The 25,798-nt window shown below is 47.4% G+C and carries 24 protein-coding genes; 12 read left to right on the top strand and 12 right to left on the bottom strand.

Annotation, left to right across the window (positions count from 1 at the left end; all coding sequences use genetic code 11):
• Positions 1–10: 10 nt before the first annotated feature.
• Complete coding sequence (locus DUT69_RS10900) at positions 11–901, bottom strand: SDR family NAD(P)-dependent oxidoreductase (protein ID WP_205314252.1); 891 nt, start codon at positions 899–901, stop codon at positions 11–13.
• A gap of 235 nt (positions 902–1,136) precedes the next feature.
• Between DUT69_RS10900 and DUT69_RS10895 the strand changes: the two genes are divergently transcribed.
• The 6 genes from DUT69_RS10895 to DUT69_RS10870 all read left to right on the top strand — a co-directional run bounded on the left by DUT69_RS10895 (position 1,137) and on the right by DUT69_RS10870 (position 8,778).
• Complete coding sequence (locus DUT69_RS10895; RefSeq protein WP_162796282.1) at positions 1,137–1,700, top strand: PAS domain-containing protein; 564 nt, start codon at positions 1,137–1,139, stop codon at positions 1,698–1,700.
• A gap of 266 nt (positions 1,701–1,966) precedes the next feature.
• Positions 1,967–4,675 (top strand): PAS domain-containing sensor histidine kinase, encoded by a 2,709-nt coding sequence (locus tag DUT69_RS10890; protein WP_113653244.1) that lies wholly within the window; start codon positions 1,967–1,969, stop codon positions 4,673–4,675.
• A 384-nt stretch (positions 4,676–5,059) separates the two neighbouring features.
• Entirely contained in the window at positions 5,060–5,509 is a 450-nt protein-coding gene (locus DUT69_RS10885) for an Hsp20/alpha crystallin family protein (protein ID WP_113653243.1), read from the top strand.
• A 132-nt stretch (positions 5,510–5,641) separates the two neighbouring features.
• Positions 5,642–6,124: a hypothetical protein gene (locus tag DUT69_RS10880; protein ID WP_113653242.1), complete on the top strand. Its 483-nt coding sequence runs from the start codon at positions 5,642–5,644 to the stop codon at positions 6,122–6,124.
• Positions 6,125–6,466: 342 nt separating this feature from the next.
• Positions 6,467–8,011 carry an FAD-dependent oxidoreductase gene (locus DUT69_RS10875; protein WP_113653241.1) on the top strand — a complete coding sequence of 515 codons (1,545 nt, stop codon included), beginning with the start codon at positions 6,467–6,469 and terminating at the stop codon, positions 8,009–8,011.
• A gap of 47 nt (positions 8,012–8,058) precedes the next feature.
• Positions 8,059–8,778, top strand: coding sequence for a DUF3891 family protein (locus DUT69_RS10870; protein WP_113653240.1), 720 nt, complete (start codon positions 8,059–8,061; stop codon positions 8,776–8,778).
• 247 nt (positions 8,779–9,025) lie between these two features.
• Here the strand turns inward: DUT69_RS10870 and DUT69_RS10865 are convergent, their stop codons facing one another.
• From DUT69_RS10865 to DUT69_RS10855, 3 genes are all read right to left on the bottom strand, one after another.
• Positions 9,026–10,006, bottom strand: a complete 981-nt coding sequence (locus DUT69_RS10865; protein ID WP_205314251.1) for a gluconolaconase — start codon at positions 10,004–10,006, stop codon at positions 9,026–9,028.
• A gap of 1 nt (position 10,007) precedes the next feature.
• On the bottom strand, positions 10,008–11,213 hold the full coding sequence (locus tag DUT69_RS10860; protein WP_113653239.1) for a PQQ-dependent sugar dehydrogenase: 1,206 nt from the start codon (positions 11,211–11,213) through the stop codon (positions 10,008–10,010).
• A gap of 128 nt (positions 11,214–11,341) precedes the next feature.
• Positions 11,342–11,719, bottom strand: coding sequence for a CinA family protein (locus DUT69_RS10855; RefSeq protein ID WP_240186701.1), 378 nt, complete (start codon positions 11,717–11,719; stop codon positions 11,342–11,344).
• A 752-nt stretch (positions 11,720–12,471) separates the two neighbouring features.
• On the opposite strand from DUT69_RS10855, the gene DUT69_RS10845 reads away from it, so the two are divergent.
• The 6 genes from DUT69_RS10845 (at position 12,472) to DUT69_RS19260 (ending at position 19,505) form a co-directional block, all read left to right on the top strand.
• A complete protein-coding gene (locus DUT69_RS10845; protein ID WP_113653237.1) occupies positions 12,472–12,735 on the top strand; it encodes a DUF3606 domain-containing protein in 264 nt (87 codons plus the stop codon).
• 11 nt (positions 12,736–12,746) lie between these two features.
• Positions 12,747–13,520, top strand: coding sequence for a DNA-formamidopyrimidine glycosylase family protein (locus DUT69_RS10840; protein ID WP_113653236.1), 774 nt, complete (start codon positions 12,747–12,749; stop codon positions 13,518–13,520).
• A gap of 97 nt (positions 13,521–13,617) precedes the next feature.
• Positions 13,618–13,812 carry a DUF3606 domain-containing protein gene (locus DUT69_RS10835; protein ID WP_113653235.1) on the top strand — a complete coding sequence of 65 codons (195 nt, stop codon included), beginning with the start codon at positions 13,618–13,620 and terminating at the stop codon, positions 13,810–13,812.
• A gap of 514 nt (positions 13,813–14,326) precedes the next feature.
• Positions 14,327–15,484 (top strand): DNA polymerase IV, encoded by a 1,158-nt coding sequence (dinB, locus tag DUT69_RS10830; RefSeq protein ID WP_113653234.1) that lies wholly within the window; start codon positions 14,327–14,329, stop codon positions 15,482–15,484.
• Between the two features lie 4 nt (positions 15,485–15,488).
• On the top strand, positions 15,489–18,431 hold the full coding sequence (locus DUT69_RS10825) for a DNA polymerase III subunit alpha (RefSeq protein WP_113653233.1): 2,943 nt from the start codon (positions 15,489–15,491) through the stop codon (positions 18,429–18,431).
• 912 nt (positions 18,432–19,343) lie between these two features.
• A complete protein-coding gene (locus DUT69_RS19260) occupies positions 19,344–19,505 on the top strand; it encodes a hypothetical protein (RefSeq protein ID WP_162796281.1) in 162 nt (53 codons plus the stop codon).
• A gap of 114 nt (positions 19,506–19,619) precedes the next feature.
• On the opposite strand, the gene DUT69_RS10820 is transcribed toward DUT69_RS19260, so the two are convergent.
• From DUT69_RS10820 to DUT69_RS10785, 8 genes are all read right to left on the bottom strand, one after another.
• Positions 19,620–20,021 (bottom strand): hypothetical protein, encoded by a 402-nt coding sequence (locus tag DUT69_RS10820; protein ID WP_162796280.1) that lies wholly within the window; start codon positions 20,019–20,021, stop codon positions 19,620–19,622.
• A gap of 270 nt (positions 20,022–20,291) precedes the next feature.
• A complete protein-coding gene (locus DUT69_RS10815; protein WP_113653231.1) occupies positions 20,292–20,804 on the bottom strand; it encodes a DUF6252 family protein in 513 nt (170 codons plus the stop codon).
• Positions 20,805–21,479: 675 nt separating this feature from the next.
• Complete coding sequence (locus tag DUT69_RS10805; RefSeq protein WP_113653229.1) at positions 21,480–22,382, bottom strand: NmrA family NAD(P)-binding protein; 903 nt, start codon at positions 22,380–22,382, stop codon at positions 21,480–21,482.
• A 57-nt stretch (positions 22,383–22,439) separates the two neighbouring features.
• Positions 22,440–22,757 carry an Ohr family peroxiredoxin gene (locus DUT69_RS10800; protein WP_240186700.1) on the bottom strand — a complete coding sequence of 106 codons (318 nt, stop codon included), beginning with the start codon at positions 22,755–22,757 and terminating at the stop codon, positions 22,440–22,442.
• Entirely contained in the window at positions 22,738–22,860 is a 123-nt protein-coding gene (locus DUT69_RS19495; protein ID WP_262511038.1) for an OsmC family protein, read from the bottom strand. Before DUT69_RS19495 ends, DUT69_RS10800 begins: the two co-directional genes overlap by 20 nt.
• A gap of 22 nt (positions 22,861–22,882) precedes the next feature.
• Positions 22,883–23,629 carry an NADPH-dependent F420 reductase gene (locus tag DUT69_RS10795; protein WP_113653228.1) on the bottom strand — a complete coding sequence of 249 codons (747 nt, stop codon included), beginning with the start codon at positions 23,627–23,629 and terminating at the stop codon, positions 22,883–22,885.
• A gap of 32 nt (positions 23,630–23,661) precedes the next feature.
• The gene (locus DUT69_RS10790; protein ID WP_113653227.1) at positions 23,662–24,996 is read right to left on the bottom strand and encodes an NtaA/DmoA family FMN-dependent monooxygenase; all 1,335 of its coding nucleotides are present in this window, start codon (positions 24,994–24,996) and stop codon (positions 23,662–23,664) included.
• Between the two features lie 9 nt (positions 24,997–25,005).
• A complete protein-coding gene (locus tag DUT69_RS10785) occupies positions 25,006–25,710 on the bottom strand; it encodes a nitroreductase (protein WP_113653468.1) in 705 nt (234 codons plus the stop codon).
• Positions 25,711–25,798 lie beyond the last annotated feature (88 nt).

The raw sequence follows: 25,798 nt of genomic DNA, 5'->3' as shown, positions 1-25,798 counted from the left end.
CTTTTGATTGCTATATATCAAGGCCTACCATCGCCGCGCTTTCCTTCCATAACCGATCTTGGGCATCCTTGTCCTGGGCAAGCTGCGAAGGGTTGGGGAAGGTAAGTCTTCCCCGTACCAGCGAGGCATAGATCCTTCCCTTGGGAAGTGCAGCTATGCCTAGCGCAAGTTCGGCCAAAGCCTTTCCGGAACGTTTTGCCGTCCCCATAAAAAATGCAGGCTTAAAGATGCCTATCATTTGAAACAAAGGGCGGATAATCGGTACCATCAGTTTCAAAGGTACGGATTGTTTGCCCATCAAAGAAGTATTTCCGGTCAGCCCCGGATTGAAGGCGATTACCCCGATATCGCTTTGCGTCGCTAATTTGTCCTGCAGCGAAATTGCGGTCAGCAGGTTGCAGAGTTTTGTTGCGCCATAGAACGCCATTCCTTTCGGACTCTCTTCGGTAGGACGGGCCAATGCGCCAATGTCTAATGTTTTAGGGCCAAAGTGAACAACAGCAGGGTTGTGTGCGTCACTTGTGGTGATCACAATTTTGCTGCCGTCCGCCATATTGGAAAGCAGCAACCTTGCAAGCAGGTAGTGTGCCAGATGGTTTGTGGCAAATGTCAATTCAAAACCCTCCGCGCTCCGCTGTTTGTTGTCGGCAGCCCTAATGCCTGCATTTAACACCAGTATGTCGATCTTTCTGTCTCCCAATTGTTTTTGAATGCTAGTGCTAAATGCACGGACGCTTTCCAGGGAGGAAAGGTCCAGTGGCAGCTGCTGCTTTCCTTGGCCAAGGTGGTCTCCAACCGCCCGGGCACCTATGAATATGTTCGTGTCTGGTAATGCCATAAAATGCTTTAATGCAGCTGCACCAATCCCTGATGTTGCCCCGGTCATAACTATTGTCCTCATATGTGTTATTTTAAATTCATACAAAGCTATGTGCGCAAAACGGAAAAAACTTTCCTGTATAGCTCAATTAACTGTCTTGCATGGCTCATCAAAAAAGCGACGGAAACTATCGGTTCAGCGCGGCCGAGTGTTGGGGGCACTGGATATGGTTTTGCCGAACACAATTTAACCTATACGCAATTTTTTTGCTGCAAATCCCATGGCTGGGTTGCATAGGTTATATTGCGTTTTAGTTATGGAAAGTTTTGAGCCCCTAAGGAATCTGCTGGACAATTCCAGTACGTTCTATCTGATAAGCGTCGGTATGGATAGTACCTACCAGTACGTAAACAGCCTTTACAGTAAAGTTTTTGAGCCTCAACATGGCAACCTTCTGGGCAAGAACTACGCAATCACCATGCATCCCGAAGACACCGTTGTCTGCCAGGCTGTTGGGGCGCAGTGCTTCAGGTATCCTAATTTGGTTTTTCCGGCGAAGGTGAGGAAACATGATGGAAGGGGTGGCTATATTGCTACCCAATGGGACTACAGGGCGCTGATGGACAAGAGCGGTAATCCTTCGGGCATTTTTTGTATCGGTTACGATATCACTACACTGGTGCAGACCACCAGCGCACTGGAGCACATCGAGCACATCCAGTCCCATGTAATAAGAAAACCGATCGCAAACCTTCAGGGACTGGTCGAACTTTTCGAAAGGGCAGTATCCCGGGAAGAGCAGCTCGGTCTGATGGGAATGATCAGGTCTTCGGTTGATGAACTGGATCTGGTAGTCAGGTCCAAGCATTCCGGTCGATAGGTTTTCGATTTACGGCCTGCGCAATGTTGCACTCCGCGATGCTCAATACTCCGCTGGCATAGGGAATATCGGATAGTTTTAACCGATTGAAAACCTCTTAATCCAATTGATTTCTTTCCTCCGATCCTATGGCACCGTGGTCCTGATCATCAGCAGGATGCTATAGCGATTGGACAATTACGATCGCCTTCAAGGGTTTCTTTTTTCAAAGATTTTCGATATTTTGGCTATTTTGATTATTTTGCAATAAAAGTTAGTTTGCAAAGATGAGTGAAGGAATAGCTATTGCGGAACGTTTTAGGGCACTGGTTAGCGCAACATCAGATGTTATATATCGCATGAGCGCTGATTGGGAGATAATGCACGAGCTGGACGGTCGCGGTTTTTTAAAGAGCAGCGACAGGCCGGTTAAGGATTGGCGCGAACGCAATGTACATCCGCTGGACATAGCGCTGGTCAACTCTGCCATATCCAAAGCTTTGGCTACCAAAGGAGTTTTTGAGTTGGAGCATAGGGTGCTTAGGGCGGACGGCTCAACGGGATGGACAGCCTCTAGGGCAGTCCCTATCCTTGATGCGGATGGCGGAATCGTCGAATGGTTTGGTGCGGCAAGTGATATCTCCCAGCGAAAATCCGCACTTGAACATGCCGAAAGGCTGCAGCAGATGTATGAAACGATAACATCCAACACGCCCGACCTTATTTATGTTTTCGCGCTGGACTATACATTTACCTATGCCAACAGGGCGCTTCTGGAGATGTGGGGCAAAACATGGGACGATGCGATTGGCAAAAGCCTGTTGGAAAATGGCTACGAACCTTGGCATGCGCAGATGCACGAGCGTGAAATCGATGCTATTATTGCAACTGGAAAGCCTGTCCGTGGCGAAGTTTCCTTTCCTCACGCGACCCTGGGGAAACGCGTCTATGATTATATTCTAATGCCCGTCTTCGACGCGCTGGGAAAAGTAACCGCAGTATCTGGCACCACCCGCGACGTTACCGAACATAGGCAACAGGAACGGGAAAAACTCAGGCTTTCGCATGATTTGGAAATATTGAACGGGGAAGTGGAAGCGGCTAATAAAGAACTTGTTAGCTCAAATGAGGAGCTGATAGCTTCGCAGGACTTGCTGGGAGCTGCGTTGGAAAAACTGAACCTTAGCGAAACCAAGCTCCGTTATATGATCGCCAATGCACCGGTAGCTATAGCGCTACTGGTTGGTAGGGGAATGATCATCGACACCGCAAACGCGAAGATCCTAGACCTGTGGGGCAAAAATATAAATGTGATAGGAATGCCGTTGATAGAGGCCCTTCCAGAATTAGCAGGCCAGCTTTTTCCGGCAATTTTGGATAACGTATTTACCTCCGGGGAAACCTACACGGGTAACGAGGTGCGGTCAGTGCTGCAGGGCAGGGAGCTGTTCGTGAATTTCGTCTACCAGCCGTTGCTCGACAAGGATGGCCAAGTTGACAGCATATTGGTGACTGCCACAGACATCACAGAGCTTGTATTCTCTCGTCAAAAGGTAGAACAGGCCGAAAGTGCCTTAAGGCTTGCCATCGAAGCTGCGGATTTTGGGACCTGGTGGATCAATGCCGAGACCAGGAAACTGGTCGCATCCGACAGATTAAAGGAACTTTTCGGATTCCTACCATCGGATACGGTCACAATTCCTGGCCTGATAGCGCAGATCGGTGAGGAGCATAGGAAAGAAGTTGAAAGACACCTGGAAGCAACGATTGCCTCGGGCGGCCATTATGATATCAGTTATCCGGTGATCGGCAAACGTGATAAAAGATTACGGTGGTTGCGTGCGGTAGGTAACCTGAAGCAGGACCGCTCCGGAGAATATATGGACTTTACAGGAGTGATAATGGACATAACCGATCCTTATCTGTCGATGAAAAAAGTTGAACGGGCCGAGGAGAGCCTTCGCATGGCCATCGACGCTGCCGAACTTGGCTCTTTCTATATTACTGTCAGGGACAAGGTTTTTATGCCTTCGGCAAAACTAAAAGAGCTTTTTGGATTCCATGCAGATGAGCAAATGACCTATGAGGCTACCATTGGTCAAATTCATGAAGATTACCGTCAACAAGTAGCACAGCAGGTCGAGTATGCGATTGCAAATGGAACCCGTTTCGATAGCGAATACCCGGTAGTAGGTTTTCGGGACCAGAAATTGAGGTGGCTAAGGGGAATCGGAACCGTACAATTGGACAACAATGGCATCGACAGCTACTTTACCGGGGTTATGCACGAGATTACCGAGCGGAAATTGGATGAACTGAGGAAAAATGATTTCATAGGCATGGTAAGCCATGAGCTAAAAACACCATTGACCTCCTTAAAAGGGCACGTTCAACTCCTTCGTAAAACCGCAGAAAAGGGACAGAACCAACGGTTAATGGACTCGCTTGACATTGCCGCCCGACAAGTAGATAAAATGTCGCGAATGATCAACGGTTTTCTGAATATTTCCCGCCTGGAGTCGGGCAAGATAGTATTGGATAAATCCGCTTTTGATCTCCAGGACCTTATCGTAGAAATAGTTGCGGATATGGAACACCAGCAGTCGAGCCACAGGATCTTATACGGGCAATGTAGGGGAATAACGGTGTTCGCCGACAAGGACAAGATAGGGAATGTACTATCGAACCTTTTAAGCAATGCAATCAAATATTCCAATGACAGGTCAGAAGTGCTCCTAAAGTGCACCATTGTCGGCAATATGGCCAGGGTTAGTGTTGCCGATCAAGTGCAGGGCCTTAAGCCTGGCGACCTTAAGAAGGTTTTTGAGCGCTATTACCGTGTGCATGGCAACAGCAACATTTCAGGATTTGGAATCGGACTTTACCTGAGTGCCGAAATTATCGAAAGGCATGGAGGTAAAATCTGGGCAGAGAGCGAATTCGGTAAAGGATCAAGTTTTTATTTTGAAATCCCGCTGCACCACGAAGCTTATTAGATTGTAGTTCGCACCTTAACAATCAGCATTTCCGTAGGCCAGGTTTTGGAAGAAAGAATACCAGGTGGCATCTTACTTGAAATTGTTTTCTCCAGGGGCTTTTTCTAATCAGATCGTGGTCCGGGCGTTGTACCGCCATCTCGTTCATGGTTTAACCCGTCAAATACCCGGTGCAAAAATACGTCGAGTTTCGTTTTTTGGTAAGCGGGTCTGAAAAAATGTCAACCAGGAACTGAAATTTTTTCGTTTTTCCTGAACTTTTTTCAGCTTGGAACAGCTCTTTTTGCATTGGCATGCGGGTTGATGAACCGATTTCGGGACAGGGTTCCCGTTTTAATTAATCATAGTTTCAATCATTAAAAAACAATTAAGGAGGAAAAACCGATGACACTGGTTAAATTCAATTCAGACAAACCAAACAACAACCTAAGAGCGATGGTGCCGACTTTCGGCGGGGTATTCGATTCCATCTTTACCGATAGCTTTTTTTCCGGAGGGGATATGGCACTTGTACCGGCGGTGAACATCTGCGAAACGGCCGATAATTTCCAGGTCGAGCTGGCGGCTCCAGGTCTTGCAAAGGAAGATTTCAGGATCAATCTTGAACGCGGGATGATGACCGTTTCCGTTCAGAAGGAAGACTCGAACGAAGATCAGGGAAAAAACTTCACGAGAAAGGAGTTCAGCTACGGCTCATTCAACCGTACTTTTACCCTTCCGGACAGCGCTGACCATGACGCGATCCACGCGAAATATATCGACGGGATACTCCGTATTGAGATCGCGAAACTTCAAGAGGCCAAAAATGTGGTCCGCCAGATTTCAATAAGCTAAGTTTCCGCTGGAAAAACCAAAAAAAAGGGTCGCGCTACAGTGGCCCTTTTTTGTTAATAGCGCGTTTGTTTGACCTGTGGTCCTGTTCGGATCTTTAAGGAAACTATTTCTTCGGCTGCGTGTTAGCTTATCATGAACAAGCTTGGGAAGACCTTAATCTCCGGTGCCACCGGAACTTCGTTTATGACTGCTGCCAGTGCGCTGATGTCGCTGATCCCAAAAGAGGAATTCAGGGAGCCCGATCAGCTTGAAAAGCTGGTGGGAAGGATTTTGCCCTCTTTTTCGCCGAGGGCAAAAGTGATCGCCGGCTGGTCGGCACATTACGGAATGGGGATGGTTTTCGCAGCGGTCTACGTGGATCTTTGGGAAAAGGGGCAGATCGACAGGAGCATAAGGAACGGACTTGTACTGGGCGCCATCAGCGGCCTTGCAGGTATGTTGATCTGGAAGGCGACCTTTAAGCTACATCCCCTGCCGCCCAACAACAGAAAGCTCGACTTCTATCTCCAGCGGATACCAGCGCACATTGTTTTTGCCGTAGCTTCGACGATTGCCTACCGTTTGACTACACCGCATAAAAAGGACGGCAGATCATTAAATCATTCCAAAGGTTAAGGTCCTTTCCACTTAATTGCCTTCCCGTTGCGGCCTTTAACTCGTTTTTTGGCTGGTGCGTTCAGCATCATCGCTGGGAGCATCCATCATTGGCTTATAATTTTCCTCAGGTGCATAAGTTTTTACTGCACGCTTTCTTCTACAGGAAAGAGTTATTGGCATTATGCAGGCAGATGGCACTTATAGCCAAGCTACTGCCGATATTTCCATAAAAACTAAACAAAGAAGCTGCGAAGTAGTTCCTAGTGGGCGTGCGTTGGATCGAAGGTATGGCTAATACCCAGCCTTGTTTCTTGAAGCACAGAAATTACAAATCACTGTTCACCCATTAACTCTAAAGCTATGGAAAAAAGCAATAAGACCATTCCCAGGGATTCGTGTACCATAAGTCCCTGGCAAACCCTAAAAGAACCTTTCGTCGCAATAGCCGATGGCTCGAAAACGGAGACAGTTTATGATGTGATCATAGTTGGCGCGGGCATTACAGGGCTTACTACCGCACTGCTGCTGCAGCAGGCCGGGAAAAGGTGCGTTGTGGTCGAAGCTGGAAAAATAGGCTTTGGTACCACCGGGGGAACAAGTGCGCACCTGAACACCTTTTTTGATGCCACCTACCCGGAGGTCGAACGCGACTTTGGAAAGCAGGCGGCCAAGGAACTTGCCGAGGCCGGGAAGGAAGCCAGATCTATAATAGCTTCGCTTGCCGGGGAGTATGGAATTGACTGCGAGCTGGAATACAAGGATGGCTATCTCTTCTCCGAGACCGGCAAACAGACCGACCAGTTGGAGCAGATCCTGCAGGCATCCCTACGTGCTGGCATTGCCGTAGGCGAATCGCAGACCAACGACGTACCCGTGCCGTTTGAAAGGGCAATAAGGTTTTCCCGGCAGGGGCAGTTTCATCCATTGAAATATATACAGGGGCTGGCCGGCGCATTTCAAAAACTGGGCGGAGAAATCCTGGAGGAAAGCTTTGTTGGCGACCATGGACAAGCGGAAGGGAATATCGATGTCCATATTGAAGGCCGTAGCCTTCGTGGGCGGAATCTAGTTTACGCAACGCATATCCCCCCGGGCATTACTTCCTTCAGTTTTCGATGCGCTCCCTACAGAAGCTACGTGCTGGGCATAGAACTGAAGGACGATAATTACCCTTCCGGTCTTGCCTATGATATGCAGGAACCCTACCATTACTTCCGAACGCACAAAATCGACGGAAGCAAGTACCTGATTCTTGGCGGAGCGGACCATAAAACCGGACATGGAGATCCCGAGCAGGCATTTTCAGATCTAGAGTCGTACGCAAGGAAATATTATGGCGTAAAATCCATACCCTTTAGGTGGTCGTCGCAGTACTACGTCCCGGTGGATGGGCTTCCCTATATCGGTTTGCTAAACGAGCAGGTCTATATCGCAACTGGATTCAACGGAAACGGGATGATGTTCGGCACGATCGCAGCCAAGATTATAGCCGACATGGTTTTAGGGATACAGAACAGGTTCGAAAGGCTCTTTTCCCCGTCACGGCTTAAGCCCGTTGCCGGCTTTTCGGAATTTGTGAAGGAAAACGCGGACGTGGCCTGGCGCTTTGTAGCCGATCGTTTCGGCATACAGGAACTCGAAAAACTCTCGCAGCTTAGCACAGGGGAGGGCAGAATTGCCGAATTTGACGGCAAAAAACTGGCGCTGTACAAGGACGTGAACGGAAAGGTTACAGCCCTGAATCCGATTTGCAGCCATGCGGGATGCACGGTCATATTCAATGCCGCCGAAAAAAGCTGGGACTGCCCCTGCCATGGCGGGCGCTTTGACCTATCGGGAAAGGTTGTCTGCGGGCCGCCCCGGACAGATCTGGAAAAGGTGGAATTCAAAGGGAATAAATCATAAATGGAAAAGGCAGGTAGATTGCCAAATACCTATGGACAATATATACTATGATAGCTTACTATAATGATGCTTGCTGGCATTTTGTTACCCAGCGTTCCCATGGACTTTTGGCAGCCCAGCTTTGCGCAAGGTGGAAGCTGGCAGACCAGCCCGGCAGGTGGGTGGACACCCTGATCGCTACCGCCGAACATGACGATGTCTACAACGAGTTTCAGCGTAACCCGCTGATCGACGCAAACGGCGCACCAAAAAATTTCAAGGACATGGTCTTTGAACAGGATGCCAGCGAGCAGCTCATGGATATGGCTTTGACCAAGAGCCGTTTTATTGCATTGCTGCTTTCCAGGCATATTCACTTTACGCATGGAAAGGAGCCTGCCGCGGGACCATTCCTGAAGGCGCTGAAGGGCAAGGAAAAAAAATGGACAAAGGAAGCTGGCACCAGTAAGGCCGAAGTTGACAGCGCCTATGCGCTGCTGGAGTTCTGCGATGCCTTTTCGCTTTTGATCTGCCAGGAAATCCTTCCCCCGCAGGGGCGTGCGGCTGAAATCAGCAACGGACCAAACGGGACGGTGCATACGGTGAGGTGCTGCGGAGCGCTGGTAGTGGAGCCATGGCCTTTTGAAACAGAAAGATTTGAGGTCAGCTATGAAAAAAGGACGGTTGCAAAGCTCAGCTTCGCTTCCGACGCCGAGCTTAGAACCGCATTGGCCGATGCACCTGTACAGACCGTTGTCCTGAGCGTTGAGCGGGCAAAAGGCAATTGAAAAAGTTGAGCAGCAGCTATGTTTTATCGCCATTGCGATCGAAGCCTTAGAGCTGGTTCGGATACCGAAAATGCCGATTTTGCAACCGTTCGTGACCGACCTGGGTACCGCTTTGCCTTTATAGCCTTTGCCCGTTATGGCCTGCTTTGGGGATTGGCGAGAGCAAATTGGTAAGTTTGAATCATTGCCGTTATTAAAACGGAAAGGCAGCTTTTTAGCTGCCTTTCCGTTTTAATTAGGATGGTAATCAGTTCTTTGGTTTTGGAAGTGGCTTGAAGACCACTTTCTGTATTGCAAAGTTTTTCGAAGGTACGCTGTTGCTGTCCACCAATTCGGAAAACTTGGCATTCATTACCCAGGTGCTGTTCTGGAACCTGGTGGCGGTGGAAGGGTAGGTAAACCTGTCGGATGCAAGCGTGCTGGCCGAGAGCTTCGCCGACTGCCAGTTGTCGGTACTTTCCAGGCGGAAGATCTTGTCGGTCCCGCCGTTCACAACCACGCTCAGATGGGAACTGTCATCCAGCAAAAGTCCGTCGGCTCCAAGGAAGAACTGATCGATGCTTACTTTACGTACGTTTTCAGGGTTTTGGATATCCACTTTGTAGAACTGTCCTGTGCTGCTGCTGCAGGCAACAAGGTAGCCTTCGGGATGGTAGACAATACCGTTAAGCCCAACGCCCATGGTCTGGAAAAGCTTGCTTTTTGCAAAAACACTGGCCTTGCCCTCGGGACTCACCTTGTAGATCGCATGGGCGAAACTGTCGGTGACGTACATGTTGCCCTGAGGGTCGATGGCAATGTCGTTTGGAAAATGTTTTCCCGGAACAAGCTGGGAAAGGTCCACATCCATCAGTTTGCTGCCGGTTCGGGTATCTACCGCTAGCAGCCTTGCCATTTTGGTTCTGGTATCGGGCGAGGTAAATTTGCTGTAGTTGGCATCCCCTGCACAAAAGATCAGTTTGTTGCCGTGGACCTTTACGCCATAGGTTGATTTAAGGCTGTTGTCCTGGTAAAGGACCGAATAGCTTCCCTGGGGGCTAACCTTGCCGATCGTACCAAGCCTTGCCGAGGAAACGTAATAGACATTGGCTGTGCTGTCAAAGGCGATGCCTTCGGGATAGGCCTCATCGGCCATGAAGGAGATGCGCTCGGTGGGTTTTTGGGCAATGCAGCCAAAAACGAGCATTGCTATTGCTGCTAGGGAGATGTATTTGTTGGTTGCTTTCATGTTATCTGGTTTTTTTTACTGCGTAAATCACTCCGTTGGCGTCATCGGAAACATAGGTAACCCCCTGTGGAGTCACTGTAACGCCTGCAGGCCGTCCGAACCTAGTCTTTCTGTGGAAGATAGGGAATCCCGGCCTTAGGAAACCGGTTAGAAAATCCTCCGTTGCTACCGCCGTTCCGTTTTCAAAAATGATACGCTGCACTTTAAAGCCCACCGGTTTTGAAGCGTTCCATGATCCGTGCCAGGCGACAAGGCCATCGTCTCCCCATCCCGATGGAAGGTTCGATGCGTTGTTGATAAAACTAAAACCGATCGGAGCCTGGTGGGCGGTGAGTTCCAGTACAGAGGGCTTGGTCATTTTGGCAACCTCCTCCTTGGTGTTGCCGGCCGGATCTTCCCGGGTCCTGTCCACTTCCTGCTTTCCATAGGCGTAGGGGAAGCCGTAATCCCCGCCCATTTCTATTTTGTTCACTTCTTCGGGAGGCCATTTGCTTCCCTTGCCGTCCCCTCCGTTGTCGATGCCCCACATCTCTCCGGTGGCTGGGTGGAAGCCAAAACCTATCGTATTTCTAAGGCCGCTCGCAAAAATTTTTCTCTTCCAGGTCTTTGGATCCACCTGTAGCATGGTGGCTGCCTCCTTATCGCTTTCCTTGCAGTCGTTGCAAAGTGTACCCACACTGATGTAGAGCATTCCATCGGGTCCGAAAGCTATGGTGCGGTTGGGATGCTGGCCACCGTTTGGAAGATCGCTTATCAACAGTTCCATATCTCCGAGCATGCCGTCGGGATTCATTGGATATCTTCTTAGCTGGGTGTTGTTTGCAAGGTACATGTAGCCGTCTTTTAAGGCGATGCCGTGAACGCCCTTAAAGTCGGACAGCACTGTTACCAGGTCTTCGAACCTGCCGTCTCCGTCGCCGTCCTTTAACATCAGTACGTCGCCCGCATCGCGCCTTGTTACATACAGTGAACCATCTGGTCCCTGTTGCAGCATACGGGGCTTGCCCAGGCCGGAGGCTGCGATACTGACCTGGAATCCGGATGGCGCTTTCAGGAGCTTCACCATTTCGGGAAGAAAGTCCAGGTGCTGGGGATACTTGGTGACCAGGGTCTGCCGGGTGGATTCCTTGGGCGGCAGTCCGCGCTGGGCGCTTGCCGCTATGGGCAGTACGCCAATCAGAATAAGGTAATAGATTGCTTTTTTCATATCTCTGGGTTAGTGTTAGGTTTTTTAAGGTAGTCCTGTAGCAGTAAGGCCGTGCGCTCAATGGTGCTTCCAATGATATCGTGCTGGTCCCCTTAAAATGTGGAACGGTCCTGGAATATCTTTTCCCTTTATGGATACCGTGAATGAACATGGTACCCACTGGCTTGTCCCTTGTCTCGCTGCCTCCCGGACAGGTGTCCGGTGCAGCCTATGAGTATATCGGCGTGGAAAAGTTTGTCCAGTCCCTGGGTAATGGCAAAGGTCACTTCCGGTGATTCTGGAGTAAAATATTTGATCAGCAAGGGGTCAACGTCCAAAAGCTTTTCCTTTATATAGGCATTGTAGCAGCCAAGTCCCCCCAACAGAAACTTGCCCGCATCGGTTGCCATGGAAAACTCGGCGGCGATCCTGCCGCAGGTAGCGCTTTCGGCGAAGGCAAGGGTAAGCCTTTTTGCAGTGAGTAGATCTGCGCAGGTGCGGACATACGCTGAAATTTTTTCGCTCATGTGTTTTAAAGGTTGCTGATTCGAGGTTGGAACACCGGTATCCCAATAAGGTTTTCGAAAAGGTGAAATGGGCGAAACGGCCGCTGCTTATGCAAAAGCCGGAGAAAGCAAAGGCGGCATTGAACTCATTTTCCAAAGAAACAGGCAGCTAGGATACCGATTAATCAGGAGCGGCCAATCGGCTATCGGTTCCGTCATTCCGCTTTGCCGGGCGTTCGGATCATCCCTACAACATGGTTTGTTATCAAAATAGGCTCAGCTGCCAGCATGCTCGCCCTTTTCGTGCGCCTGCATGGTTCGCCAATAGTTGCTCCGGGAAGCAATACCTGTATTTGGTTTCCGCTGAAACTTTTTCGAAACGGCGATGTTCCACTCCTGCAGAACGGTTGAGCGTTGGGACTGAAAATGCGAACTAAACCGCGATTTTTCAAAGACCTGCCAGCCCAAGGACGCGAAAGGGCGGCGATTCGGCCAAACTAAGGTTGTGATCCGGGATCATCATGCTTTTCGCCACCATTGCGAATTTCATTTGGATGGGAGGGCGTGCAGAAAATCCGCGTGTGCCAAGGCAGGGCGGTACAAGTTTTACCCGTGCGTAGGATGGAGGACCTTAGGATATCGATGCGATCGATCGGCTAAAGCTCTAAGGCGCTATCTTCAGCGGTACGCCTGGAAAAGGGCTTGATCATAAAACGGCAATCCTAAAGTAGAATGAATTTTTTTGATATAAAAATGCACCTTATAAAATAAAGATGGAAGAGAACAAGGATGATTTTGGCTTCGGGGAAAACATCCCTGATACCGAACAAACAGAAAAGCAGTTTTCGATCGAGGACGATGCCGATACGCTCGAGCCTTTTGTGGACCAGGATGAGCACCGCGAGATAAATGCCGATGATCCGGCGGACATTGCCCGTTGGGCGCAGGAGTTCCAGCTCTCGGAGCAGGATCTGAAGGATGCAATCGTTCTGAACGGAAATTCGGTGAAGCAGATCAAGAAATATTTGAGCGTATAATATTTAAAGCTATGGCAGAACTACCGGACTTGACCGTATTTGCGGAGATTTTATCCCGAAGGTTTTTGGGAAAGAACCTTAAGGAAATCGATTTCATCGTATCAAATAAGCTGAAGGTTCCCACTGAGCGGGCGAAAAAGGCCTTGGAGGGAGAAAGGCTGGCCGAGGTCCGCCGGGAGGGAAAGACCCTGCAGCTCAGGTTTGGCGAGCATGTGCTGGGAATCCACCTGATGCTGCGGGGGGAACTCCAGCATCTGGAAAAGGGATCGGAACTTCCCAGGTTCACCGTTTTCACCTTCCGTTTTTCCGGTGGCGAAGGTTTTGCGGTAGTGGATATCCTCAAACAGGCAACCCCGACCCTGGATCCGGAAAAACCCAAGGCTCCCGATGCGCTCGATATCTCTCACGCCGAGTTCGTCGCCCTGCTTTTAAAGCGGAAAAAAATGATAAAGGAAGTGTTGATGGACCAAAAGGCAATTCGCGGAATTGGGAATTCCTATGCCGACGAAATACTCTGGCAGGCCAGGATTTCACCATTTTCGATTGCCTCGGCTATCCCAAAGGCCCAAATGAAAAAGCTGTACGGCAGCATGGCCTTGGTTCTAAAGGAAGCCATTGAATTTATTGCAAAGGAGAACGGGGAGCAACTCAAAGGCGAACTGCGCGATGCGATGAAGATCCACGGTGCCAAGATCCAGGAGAGCCCGACCGGCAAAAAAATCCTTTCGGAAAAAATCGGTGGACGGCCGGCCTATTATACAAAAGAGCAGCGGTTATATTCCTGAAACATTCGTGGATTTGTGATGTTTAACAAAAAAAGCTGTCCATTGGGAGGCTTTGGACAAATAATTACCTTGACAACCTAAACTAAAAAAATAAATTATGGCAAAGACAGGACCAAGCGACAGAAAGAAGGTGAATTCCTCACAGGACTATGAGCTTTCGCACGTAGCGGCAAAAATGAAGGTGAGCATCCAGCAGGTTGTCGGGGCAAAACGCGCAACCGGCTCCAATGAAAGGACGGTGATCGAAAAGTACATTGCCGACAAGGCTGGCAAGGCTACCAAAAAAAAGTAATTCAATCGGAGCTTTCATCAAGGCCTTTCCTTTGGAAGGGCCTTTTTACCGATTGCAGATATGGTTTCAAATGCCATTATAAATTCTTGGTACTATGGCTTGCTACAAGTATCTTTCCCGATCCAGCGCTCCAGCTATGCGGGTATAGCTTATTTTGGTCGAAGAAAGCTTCCATCTCAATGAGTGAAACTGTAAGTATGTAGTGAAGTCCGTGTGTTGCATCAATTCGCCGATCAATATCTCGTGACTTACTTTTTGGCTTATAGGTCAAAATTCCGCATGATTCAATTTTGGGCCAGCCTGGTGCAAAACCTATTCCCTTCGTTTGCGGATTTCAAATATATTTGGAGCGTAAAGGCAATTTGCAATTTCATTTAACCTAAAATCCAGGGTGTCGATGTTGGCCGCTTCAATTGATAGAATGAGATTATGAAAACTAAAAATGTTAGTATTTTGTTGATAATACACTAATATATTTAGTATAAATTTGTAATCCCAATCAACTATTAAAATTATGTCTGGCGATAAACACATCATCCATATGGACCAGGATGCTTTTTTTGTGTCCGTTGAGGTACGCAAAGATCCATCCCTGGCCGGCAAGCCCGTCATAATCGGAGGTAGCTCCGATCGCGGGGTGGTGGCCTCGTGCAGTTACGAGGCCAGGAAGTTTGGAATACATTCTGCCATGCCCTCAAGGATGGCCAAACTATTATGCCCGCATGCTGTATTTGTTCGCGGGAATATGGACGAGTACTCCAAGGCCTCGCTGGAGATTACCGATATCCTTCGTGAACGTGTACCATTGATTGAAAAGGCAAGTATCGATGAGCATTATATCGATATGACCGGAATGGACCGTTTCCATGGAGTAATGAAATATGCGCACGAGCTGCGGGCAACGGTGATAAAGGAAACCGGGCTGCCGATTTCCTTCGGCCTTTCGGTGAATAAAACCGTTTCCAAGATGGCTACCAATGAATGCAAGCCCAACGGCGAGCTGAACATAGAGCAACCTGGGGTGGTTCCCTTTTTGAATCCGCTATCGATCAAAAAAATTCCGGGTCTTGGGGAGAAGACCTTTGTCAAGCTCTCGGATATGGGCATTCGGAGGATCATCAACCTTTCGCAGGTACATCCAGATATGATGGTTTCGGTGCTGGGAAAAAATGGACTGGTGCTGCTCAACAAGGCAAAAGGCATAGACCATTCGCCTGTTGTCCCTTATACCGAACAGAAGAGCATTGGAACCCAAAGTACCTTTAAGGCGGATACCATCGACGTGGAAGCGATCAACCAAATGCTGACCGCAATGGTCATGGATCTGGGCTTTGAATTGCGGGAAAAGCAGAAACTGACCGCCTGCGTGACCGTAACGATCCGCTATTCCAATTTCGAGACGGTGACCAAGCAGGCCATGATCCCTTACACTTCCCTGGACAAGGTGCTGCTGCTGAAGACCAAGGAGCTTTTCAAATCACTGTATGCTAAACGGATGCTTTTGCGGCTGGTAGGCGTGCGCTTTTCCCACCTTGTATCTGGTTTTGAGCAGATGGATATGTATTCCTCTTCCAAGCAGGCCTATTCCCTGTGCCAGGCAATGGACAGGATCAGAAGACGCTTCGGCCAGGATTCCATAGCACTTGCCTCGACCTTGAACCTCAATATGTAAGGCTATGTATATCAATGTCCACTCCCGGTACAGCCTGCGTTATGGTACGATGTCCATTGAAAAAATTGTATCAGAGGCCATCGGCCATGGCATCACCCAACTTGCGCTGACCGATGTCAATAACTCTACAGGTGTGATGGAGTTTTTTCGCGAGTGCAGCGATAACGGCCTAAAGCCGATCGCGGGCATCGAATTTCGGCGGGATAAAAAATTGCTGTTCATCGGCATTGCCCGCAACAGGGAGGGCATGAAGGAACTTAACGACTTTCTGACCTACCATAACCTCGAGCAGCTGGAACTTCCAGATAGGGCTCCGGCCTTTTCTGATGCCAAGGTGATTTACCCTTTCGGCTATTTGGGCGAACTGCGTTCAAACGAGTACCTGGGAATCCATTTCTCCCAGCTGCATGAACTGTTCGCTATCGATATTTCATTAATTAAATCTAAGCTAGTTGCCCTGCAGCCGGTTTTTGTGGCGGATAGGATCGAGTACCGTCTGCACGAATACCTTCGGGGAATTGATCTAAATACCCTACTGACCATGGTAGGGCCGATGGAAAAATGCAGGCCGACCGACAGCTTTTTAAAGGCTGGGGAAATGGAGGCCAGGTTTGCCAAGCACAGTTTTATTCTGGACAATACCCGGGCAATGATGAATGACTGCCTGATGGATTATCCGTTGGGCAGGATCAATTTGAACCGTAAAACCTTTACGGGCTCGAAAAAGGACGATAAGGCGCTGCTGGAAAAACTGGCGATGAAGGGAATGGTCTACCGTTACGGAAACAAGAACAAGGAGGCTTTGGCCAAGGTGAGGCAGGAGCTGAAGGTGATTGTGGATCTGGACTTTTGCGCCTACTTTCTAATTACCTGGGACATCATCCGTTATGCCAAGGACCAGGGCTATAACCATGTCGGCAGGGGCTCAGGCGCTAATTCGACCGTTGCCTACTGTTTGTGCATTACCGATGTCGATCCGATCGAACTTGACCTTTATTTCGAGCGTTTCCTGAATGCGGAACGTACCTCGCCGCCGGATTTCGACCTTGATTTTTCCTGGGACGAAAGGGAAGACGTGCAGGATTATATCTTTAAGCGCTACGGAAGGGAACATACGGCGCTACTGGGTACGATGTCAACCTTTAAGGATCGCTCGGTCATCCGGGAAATAGGGAAGGTAATGGGGCTGCCGAAATCAGAGATCGATGGCTTTACCGATCCCAGTAGGGCTGCTATCAACAGGGACAATTCCACTTTCAAAAAAATAATGGCCATCTATAGCCTGATGCAGGATATGCCCAACCAAAGGAGCATCCACGCGGGCGGGGTACTGATTTCGGAAGAGCCGATAACCTATTATACCGCTTTGGATCTGCCTCCAAAGGGAATGCCTACCGTGCAGTGGGACATGTACGAAGCGGAGAAGATCGGCTACGATAAATACGATATCCTCTCGCAAAGGGGCATCGGACATATCAAGGAAGCCGTACGGCTGGTGGAACAGAACCAGAACCTCAAGATCGATATCCATAAGGTAAAGGATTTTATGAAAGATCCGAACCTGAACGCAAGGCTGAAGGTGGGCAATACCATTGGCTGTTTCTATATCGAATCGCCAGCCATGCGGCAGCTGTTGACCAAGCTGACCTGCGACAACTATCTTAACCTGGTTGCAGCAAGCTCGATCATCAGGCCCGGGGTTGCCAGTTCTGGGATGATGAAAACCTATATCGAGAGTTTTCATGCGCCTGAAAAAGTCGTGTACCTGCACCCTGTGATGGAAGAGCGGCTGAAGGAGACTTATGGTGTCATGGTCTATCAGGAAGACGTGATCAAGATCTGCATCCATTTTGCGGGGATGGACGGAACCGATGCGGATATACTTCGCCGCGGGATGAGCGGGAAATACCGCTCCAAAAAGGAATTTGATCGTCTGGTGGAACGGTTCTTCGAACTGGCCGAGGGTCTGGGCAGGCCAAAGGAGATCGTTTCGGAAGTTTGGCGCCAGGTTTCCAGTTTTGCGGGCTACAGTTTTTCCAAGGCGCACTCTGCTTCCTTTGCCGTGGAGAGCTACCAAAGTTTGTATCTGAAGACCTATCACCCCAGGGAGTTTATGGTGGCGGTACTGAACAACTACGGAGGTTTTTATTCCAGGTGGCTGTATGTGCATGAACTTGCAAAGGCTGGGGCCAAGGTGCACCTGCCCTGCGTAAACCGTAGTTTTGGGGTGGTGGCCATCTTTGGCGATGATGCCTATTTGGGCTTTATCGGGATACAGGGGTTTGAAGCAAAGTACATCGAGCTCATTACCGAGCAACGGCGCTTCAACGGACACTTTGCTTCTTTGGAAGATTTTGTCAAACGCGTGGGCATTACCTTGGAACAGTGCATCATCCTGATCCGTGTTGGTGCACTGAGGTTTACCGGAAGGAGCAAAAAGGAACTGCTGTGGGAAGTGCATCTGCTGCTTGGCTCAAAGGTAAAACCAAGCAGCCATGCCGAGCTTTTTGCAGTTGAGCATAAAAGTTACGCCATGCCCGAACTGACAGGTACCGCTTTGGAAGATGCCTACCATGAACTGGAACTGCTGGGATTTCCGCTGTCGCTTTCGATGTTCGACCTGCTTAAAACACGGTACCGTGGTGCCGCAACGGCAAAGCAATTGCCGATGTTTGTCGGCACCTCGGTACGTATGGTGGGCCTTTACGTCACAGAAAAAACGGTATATACCAAAAACAATAAAAAGATGTGGTTCGGCACCTTTTTGGACACCGAAGGAAATTTCTTTGATACTACGCATTTTCCAAACTCGGCCCCTTCCTATCCCTTTCGCGGTGCAGGTTGCTATCTGATCGAGGGCAGGGTGGTCGAGGACTTTGGGTTTCCCAGCATCGAGGTACAGAAGTTTGCCAAGCTTCCCATTGCGGATAACCCAATCATGGCCTAGTGATAGCTAGTATTGCCAAGCTAGGTTTTGCATAGCGCCCTAAAATTACCGTGTATGGCCTTTTTTGCTCGTTTGAGATAAACTGTTTCCGAAATCCATTCCTGAACCTGCATCAGCATTTGCAGCGGATGTGACGCGGTCGAAACAAACCTGCGACTTTGTCCGTTGCCTAGTATGACGATCTTAATCAAGTTCTGTGTTTAAAGATTTTTAAACTACAAATCCGAACCTCTTGGAGGGTAGCTGACGTTGAGAATTCAGGCAATATTTATGAAAAAGAAAATTACTTTCCGCAATTTCCTGGTGTCGCTCATAACAGCAACGTTATGTTTCTCCGTATTTTATTTTTTTGAATCGAAAAAAGAAATACACTGGGCAATAATGGCAATCATGTTTGTAGTTTTTTTCCTAATCATCTTTTTCTTTAGAAGTCCTTACAGCTATATTTCCGAAGCGCGTGAAAAAGTTAATAACACCGAGAAAAAATGTGATTAGGATAATACTATTTGTCCAATTGCCATCATCCCACAAAATGGCTATGGTTATTGATAAGTCTATGTTTGATGAAATTGCCCGCAGTATAATTTTGCGCTATTTCCTGGATGGTTCTTTTGCTTAGGTTACAATAGCAGGACAGCTGGTATGGTTATTCTTGAAAGCCCAGCATAAAATGTTAACCAAATTGCTCTGAAAAACAAAATAACCATGAATTAAATTAAAATTGGCATTACAGAATAGGTGAAGATATACTATCTTTTAATTTAATAACGTATTGATTATGAAGCGCTTATTATTTAATCGTTGCTTGTTTGTGACAAATCTTACTTACGATTATGGCATTGCCGGGTTTATTATGACTTACTTTACCAATCTATTTAAACCGAATATCCGGTTTGCGGTAAAAAAATTTCGATGGAATTTGATGCACAAAAATATATAAAGAGCGGTATGCTTGAGCGCTATGCCAGCGGCGAGCTGGAAGGCAAGGAGTTTGATGAAGTGCAAAGATTGCTTTCGATTCATTTGGAGCTGGGAGAGGAGCTTGAACATATATATACCATGCTGGAAGGTTAGCTTCCTCCAATAGCCCATTGCACTAATCAATTACGTGGTGTAATGCCGGCAAAGAATATCATTTAAGATTTTCGATTTGTTTAGTTCAGGGAAGACCAAAGGATAACTAATAAGCTAGAACGGCCTCATCTCAAGGGTTACATGCTCATTGTAGCTTGTCTTTTCCACGACGAACGAAAGCACTAAACAATTCTCTCGTAATTGGTATTGGTAGTGCCCGGCATCTTCGGCAATCGTGTAGGTGATTGTTGGGCCGGTTCGCGTATAACTCCCCATTCCCTGGTAAGTCAAAAATTGGCCTTGTCGACTAAATTCGAAGAACATTTCCCTATCGTCTATGATGTTCGACCAGGATTTGAAATTCCGGTCCGCATTGCCGGATTTGTCGGTGTAGTGTTTTTCGATTTTGTAAACGAACCATCTTTTGTAAAGTGGGTCTTTGTTTGCCTCGCCCTCTTTTTTACAGGCTGTAGCTAATACAGCAAGCAGGAAGAGGTAGGATAGGATTCTTTTCATGATATCTAGTCCTACAAACATGGATTTGCACGAATTGTTCTCGGAAAAGCTTTTTAAGCGTCTTTTAACGAGTCTTGGTTATACTGAGCAAGAAGGACTTTATGCTTAATAGTCTGAAGCTAGGAAACCAATCGATCCATGGCAAAAAATGAGTTGGGCAGGAGCTCAACATCATTATTCTCCGGGTTTTAGATCCGGTAGATCTTCGGCGTGCTGAAAACCGACGATGAGCATCATAGGTAGATTTGCAATACAATTGCTTTATCGGTATCAGTAGTTGGTATACTGTAGTTTGAAGTTGCCATTGGTGATATCTGCGGTGGCGGCTGTCGATTGCTCTTTGGCAATAAAACTAAACCTGCCCTGTACCGTATTTGTTGCTTTGTCCAGCTTTAGGATTTCAAGGGTACCAGTGGAGCCGATCTGCGTCTTGAATTTTAGCCCTTTGCCTGCATCCATGAATTCCGCTGTCTGCTTGCCAGCTTCCAATGTGTATATTCCTGGAGATACTTCACGATCAAGCATTATAGATAATGATACGGTCTGTCTGGTCACTTCCTGGTAAGCGTCCAGATAAAATGTTTTTCCCTCATCGATCAGGTGTGCGCTCACGTCGCGACCATATTTGAGATCCGAATTGGCAGGCTTCCAGGTTTTTCCGTTTACGTTGCACACGAACCTGTCATTTGACCTGTCTTGTTTTTCGCAGGAATTGAATGCTAACAATGCGTATAGCAATAGGGAAAGGGCTATCAGGTTCCCCATCTTTATTTTTGTAAACATATGTCTGTCATTTACTAACCAAGATAGAAAAAATCTGCTATACTATTTTTCTAACTACAACTTTTACTTGATAATAAATCAATTGTCAATTCTGAAAATGTGATATTAATATTTGTATATGCATTAATCAACCTAAGCATATATTTTTCATCGGGAAGCTTTTCTTAGGTTAACTCGTCGGTGTCAAATTCTAGAATAAATCAAGTCACACTTATTCCATAATTCAAAGCCACCTGCTTTTGTCCAAATTTCGTTGAACAAATTTAATTCACTTTCTTTTAATGTCTTGTCGTTGGATACAAATTTGTAAAATGTCCACGGTTGTGACCAATTTTCAAAGTTTAATATTTTTTCTTCAAGTGTTTCCATAAAATGACGTACAACGTTTCGGGGCTTTGCGGTGTTAGGGCAATCGAAGCACAAATATTCAACCAATTCGTCCACAAAGTGGTTCGAATTATGCATCTTCGATGACCCCGATGTGGAGAATATTGCAATTAATATTGTTTTGCGTTAAAGTGCTGATTGTAAATTATTAACCCACCAAGTTTGTTTTTTTTTGTGCAGAAAGTCGGGCACGGTCAATAGAGAACTTTTTTCTGAAATATCAAAGTGAATACTGATTGACTAAGTACCTGCTCACAGGCAAAGATTAGCCCGTGAGCGGGAATGCATTTATTTGTGGTTGGCCGAGGCTATAAGCAGCTCTTTGTTTTCAGCTAAAAACTCCCTAACTGTTTTCGCTGGCCTTCCCAATATGTATGGTATATCATTCTGTACCATCGACATATAGGACATCCTTGCATCGAGCATTTGCTTGACAAATTCAATGTTGGCGCTGGCGTACCAACGGTCCGCACCTTCCGCTATCCACGCTTCAATCAATTGCTTGAATTCTTCAAGGCCTTTTTCGTCAGATATGATTTCTAATCCAGTTATCTCACTCATCAATTGGGCGATTTCCTTTCCACTATAGCTTTCAACACTCAACCAATAATCTTTACCAGCATGCCTATCAGGGCCATCTACAAGAACTTTTGCCGCAACAGCCGCAATGTCACTGGCGGCAATGTAGCCCACCCTTCGATCTTCCCAATAGGTGGTGAAAGTAAGGTTCTTAGGGAGGTAAGCTCCTGTAAGGGCTTCCATGAACATATTCGGATGCAGGTGTGTCCATGCCATGCCACTCGTTTCAATGTATTTTTCAATCATCTGGTGCCATGCAAAATGTGCATCAGTTGTATCCCATTCAGCGAATACCCCAACATGTACGATATGGCCAACGCCCGCTTTTTTAGCCGCATCCACTAAAGTTTTACTCTGGGTGAGCATACCCACGGTATAACCGGTCAATAGAAAGATTCGATCCACTCCGGCAAGGGCAAGCGCAAAAGTCGTTGGATCATCGAGGTCTAGAAACTTGCAGTCTTTTCCTTCGCTGCAAAGTTGCTCAACTTCGTTCTGCCTACGGGAAGTGATACGGATATCAACAGGTTGGTCTTCGAGCTCTTTTGCGAGTTTACTACCGATTGTTCCGCTGGCACCTAGGATGAGCACCGTAGGATTTTGCTTTTCCATATTTAATTCTTTTAAATTCTATATATAATGATTCAGCTCAGGTTCATAGCCCTAATCTTAGCTATTTGTGGTAACAAGGCTCACCTGGATATTATTTCTGGTGGCATTGGAATAGGGACATACCTGATGTGCCCGTTCAGTAAGTCGCTTGGCTTCTTCAATGGATATTTCTGATATGTTTACCACTAGTTCCACAGCCAGTCCAAATACGCCTCCCTCAAGTGGTCCAATTGAAACTTTTGCAGTAACAGATGTTCGACCAGTTTTTACCTTTTCCAGACGAATGGTATGGTTTAGGGCACTATCAAAACAGGCTGCGTAACCTGCTGCGAACAACTGTTCGGGATTAGTGTAATCATCGCTGGCACCGCCCATTGCTTTCGGGGCTTACCTGCAGGTCCAAAACTCCGTTATCGCTTCTTACATTGCCATTTCTGCCTCCGTTTGCGGTCGCCTCTGCCGTGTATAATACTTTCATTGCTACTTGTTTTAAATGTTGTCTATTTGCTTTTTCCCATCTCATGTAAGCGATTGCCCGCTAAAATTTCTTCGTATGAAGGCCATTGGTCTTTTTTCATCAGGTTGTCCATGATAAAGTCCCGGATTGCGGGGGCTTTTCCTTTTTCAGCAACGGCAAGTGCCTGTTTAAGTTCCGCCTCGTTCAGTTCGGTACAGTAGGCTGGTGTCCCAGGCTGCTGTCTCCAGGAATCTGCCAAATCTCCGCCGTCAACGGTATTAAAGCCTGTAAGATCGACAAGATGAGCGACTACTTTTTTATGTTCGGGATTATCGCCAGCTATGGAAATAGCTACCCTGTCTGCTGCGCCGGATGGTCTGCCCTTGTATTTTAAGGTACCTTCCAGCATATTGTTGAACACCTTTACAAGCGGGCGGTCTAATATGCCTGAAATATATTCGCTTTCGGTTACCTGTTGCAGTTCTGCAATCTCGCCGTCCCTAAAGGGATAATAGTTGGAAGTATCCATTACTACCACATCCTGGGGGACATTTTTCAACAGGTCCTTCGGCAGATCTTTGTAGGTATTGAAGGGCATAGAAAAAATAATTGCATCTACACCTTTCACTACATCGTATATGCTTGCTGGGGTTGCACCCAAAGCGCTCGCAATTTTTTCCAATTCAGGCATTGCCTTGGTATTGGTAACTTTTACCTGGTATCCGGCCCCAGCTAATTTTTCTGCTAAAAGGCTTCCTATTGAGCCGGTTCCAATAATTCCTATTTTCATAATTCTATATTTTAATCTGTTCTCATTTTATGTTAAACCCGAGGGTCTATTCCGTATTGTTCTGGAACACCGATATGCTCCCTTAGCGTGGTACCTTCGTAGTCTCGATGGAAAAGTCCGCGTTCCTGTAAAATAGGAACTACTTTATCAACAAAAGCGTCAATTCCATCATCCAGTACATCTGGTGAAATCCAAAAACCGTCACAAGCTCCTGCCTCGAACCATGACTGCATATGATCGGCAGCTTCAATGCCCGGACCGACGATCGCGGGATGGTAATCAATAATTCCATGCGCTATAATATCCTTTAAACTCCAGCCTTGCTTTGCAATTTTTAGGGCGTTGGAAGAACGTGGGTCGTAAGGTGAGGGGCGTGCTGCTTCCAATTGCGCTTGGAAAAGAGGTTCGTTCAAATTGTTACCGTCCAGTCTGATACCCAGCATCTGCTGGAGGTAAGCTACGCGTTGGGGAATAAGATGTCCCATTAGATTTATTCGGCGGTCCAGCGCTGTTCGCCTATCCTTAACGATGGTCGTCATCATACCTGCGATAAATTTGATTTCATCAGGATCACGTCCATATTTTACCGCTGCTTCACGAAAGGCGTTGCGTTGCTGTATGCCGTCCTCAATGGTGAAAGCAGCACCAATAACCACATTGGCAAAGCGACCGGCAAGCTCATGCGCATTGGGACTTCCCCCGGCATGAAAGACTATCGGCTGTCCCTGCGGCGACGGAGGGATATAAAGCGTGCCTCTGGCATTTACATATTCGCCATTATAGTTAACAGTAGAAATTTTCTCATGTCTTGCAAAATGTCCGGTTTGCTGGTTATGTACCCAAGCCTGTTTGCCCCAGCTGCCCCAAAAGGCCTGAACCAAAGGGATCACCTCGTGTGCACGTCCATAGCGGTCCTTGCTGGAGGGAATGGTCTGACCATATATTGCTGCCACCTCATTGCTGGTGGAAGTTATGGCGTTCCATCCGGCCCGCCCATGGCTCATGATATCCAATGCCTTGAACTGTTTGGCCAAGGTGTAGGGTGCATTAAAGGTGGTGGAACCAGTAGCTACGAGGCCTATGTACTTGGTTTCCCGCGCCACGGCGGCAAGGGTCATCATCACATCGAGGTTGAAGTTTGGCGCTTCGGTTTCAAGAAGAGAACTATGATCTGCAAAGGGGCCATCGGGCAGAAATATAAACTGGAATTTACCTCGCTCTGCTGCCTGAGCATGTCTAACACGTGCATCATAACTCGTATAGCTTTTAGGATCGACACCTGGCATTCGCCATGCGCCTGGCTGGAAGCCGTATCCGTTGCCCGAAGTTAATCCGATGAGCATTTTTTTATGTTCTGGATTTTTCATTTATCAATCTTATTGGTGGAATATGACATTGCTGGAAATCGGGTCCCTTCCCAACTTAAATGAATTGCCAGGCGCATTTGGATCTGCATAACCGAATGAAATCCCGAACAACATTTTTAGTTCGTTTGGTATGTCCAGTATTTCCCTTATCCTGCCTGCGAAAAACCCCAACGCTGTCTGTGGGATACCCGCCAGTCCATGTGCTGTGAGTGATAAAAGAAAGGTTTGCCCATACATCCCTATGTCGCCACCCACCCGTACATTATCCCCAAATGAAGGCATGAACGGGATGGCAATATGTGGGGCGTTAAAGAATTTATAATTTAGATCAGCAACTTCTTTTCGGCCTTGCCTATCCTCGCGTTTAATTCCGTATGCTCCATAATTGGTCCTGGCCAGATGATGATAGCGTTCCTGGTATCGCCCGTGGTATTCCTGCACGTCAAAGCTAAAATCGGGAGAAAATCTTTCTGCGTTGTTATCTTGTATGAGCGCCTGGGATAGTTCTTTCAGTTTGTTGCCAGATACGATATGGGTTTGCCAAGGCTGGGTATTGCAGTTTGAGGGAGCCCAAGTAGCATCTTCTAAAACCGATGTGATAATGTTTTGCGACACAGGAGTATCTAAGAAGCCACGTGAGGATCTTCGTGAACGGAGTATTTCTTTAAATATAGGGGTGCTCGGACTTATTTGTTCTAGAGCTTCTTTTTCCATTTTGACTAGTGTTTCTTTAATTAGGAATACAAACTTCCAAATAATATGCTTTACTTTGTATAGCTCTTTCCTAAAGGAAAGCGGCTTA

This window comes from Pedobacter namyangjuensis (assembly GCF_003313325.1).
GTDB classification, from domain to species: domain Bacteria; phylum Bacteroidota; class Bacteroidia; order Sphingobacteriales; family Sphingobacteriaceae; genus Pedobacter; species Pedobacter namyangjuensis.
Note: the sequence above shows the minus strand (reverse complement) of the source record. Positions and strands in the feature narration are given on the sequence as shown.

Coding starts and splice junctions, on each gene's coding strand:
- dinB (WP_113653234.1), top strand. CDS start 14,327: ATGTCTGGCGATAAACACATCATCCATATGGACCAGGATGCTTTTTTT.
- DUT69_RS10785 (WP_113653468.1), bottom strand. CDS start 25,710: ATGGAAAAAGAAGCTCTAGAACAAATAAGTCCGAGCACCCCTATATTT.
- DUT69_RS10835 (WP_113653235.1), top strand. CDS start 13,618: ATGGCAAAGACAGGACCAAGCGACAGAAAGAAGGTGAATTCCTCACAG.
- DUT69_RS10860 (WP_113653239.1), bottom strand. CDS start 11,213: ATGAAAAAAGCAATCTATTACCTTATTCTGATTGGCGTACTGCCCATA.
- DUT69_RS10870 (WP_113653240.1), top strand. CDS start 8,059: ATGATAGCTTACTATAATGATGCTTGCTGGCATTTTGTTACCCAGCGT.
- DUT69_RS10840 (WP_113653236.1), top strand. CDS start 12,747: ATGGCAGAACTACCGGACTTGACCGTATTTGCGGAGATTTTATCCCGA.
- DUT69_RS10865 (WP_205314251.1), bottom strand. CDS start 10,006: ATGAAAGCAACCAACAAATACATCTCCCTAGCAGCAATAGCAATGCTC.
- DUT69_RS19260 (WP_162796281.1), top strand. CDS start 19,344: ATGGAATTTGATGCACAAAAATATATAAAGAGCGGTATGCTTGAGCGC.
- DUT69_RS10800 (WP_240186700.1), bottom strand. CDS start 22,757: ATGGGCGGTGCCAGCGATGATTACACTAATCCCGAACAGTTGTTCGCA.
- DUT69_RS10820 (WP_162796280.1), bottom strand. CDS start 20,021: ATGAAAAGAATCCTATCCTACCTCTTCCTGCTTGCTGTATTAGCTACA.
- DUT69_RS10825 (WP_113653233.1), top strand. CDS start 15,489: ATGTATATCAATGTCCACTCCCGGTACAGCCTGCGTTATGGTACGATG.
- DUT69_RS10890 (WP_113653244.1), top strand. CDS start 1,967: ATGAGTGAAGGAATAGCTATTGCGGAACGTTTTAGGGCACTGGTTAGC.
- DUT69_RS10855 (WP_240186701.1), bottom strand. CDS start 11,719: ATGAGCGAAAAAATTTCAGCGTATGTCCGCACCTGCGCAGATCTACTC.
- DUT69_RS10875 (WP_113653241.1), top strand. CDS start 6,467: ATGGAAAAAAGCAATAAGACCATTCCCAGGGATTCGTGTACCATAAGT.
- DUT69_RS10795 (WP_113653228.1), bottom strand. CDS start 23,629: ATGAAAATAGGAATTATTGGAACCGGCTCAATAGGAAGCCTTTTAGCA.
- DUT69_RS10900 (WP_205314252.1), bottom strand. CDS start 901: ATGAGGACAATAGTTATGACCGGGGCAACATCAGGGATTGGTGCAGCT.
- DUT69_RS10805 (WP_113653229.1), bottom strand. CDS start 22,382: ATGGAAAAGCAAAATCCTACGGTGCTCATCCTAGGTGCCAGCGGAACA.
- DUT69_RS10790 (WP_113653227.1), bottom strand. CDS start 24,996: ATGAAAAATCCAGAACATAAAAAAATGCTCATCGGATTAACTTCGGGC.
- DUT69_RS10845 (WP_113653237.1), top strand. CDS start 12,472: ATGGAAGAGAACAAGGATGATTTTGGCTTCGGGGAAAACATCCCTGAT.
- DUT69_RS10815 (WP_113653231.1), bottom strand. CDS start 20,804: ATGTTTACAAAAATAAAGATGGGGAACCTGATAGCCCTTTCCCTATTG.
- DUT69_RS10895 (WP_162796282.1), top strand. CDS start 1,137: ATGGAAAGTTTTGAGCCCCTAAGGAATCTGCTGGACAATTCCAGTACG.
- DUT69_RS10880 (WP_113653242.1), top strand. CDS start 5,642: ATGAACAAGCTTGGGAAGACCTTAATCTCCGGTGCCACCGGAACTTCG.
- DUT69_RS10885 (WP_113653243.1), top strand. CDS start 5,060: ATGACACTGGTTAAATTCAATTCAGACAAACCAAACAACAACCTAAGA.
- DUT69_RS19495 (WP_262511038.1), bottom strand. CDS start 22,860: ATGAAAGTATTATACACGGCAGAGGCGACCGCAAACGGAGGCAGAAAT.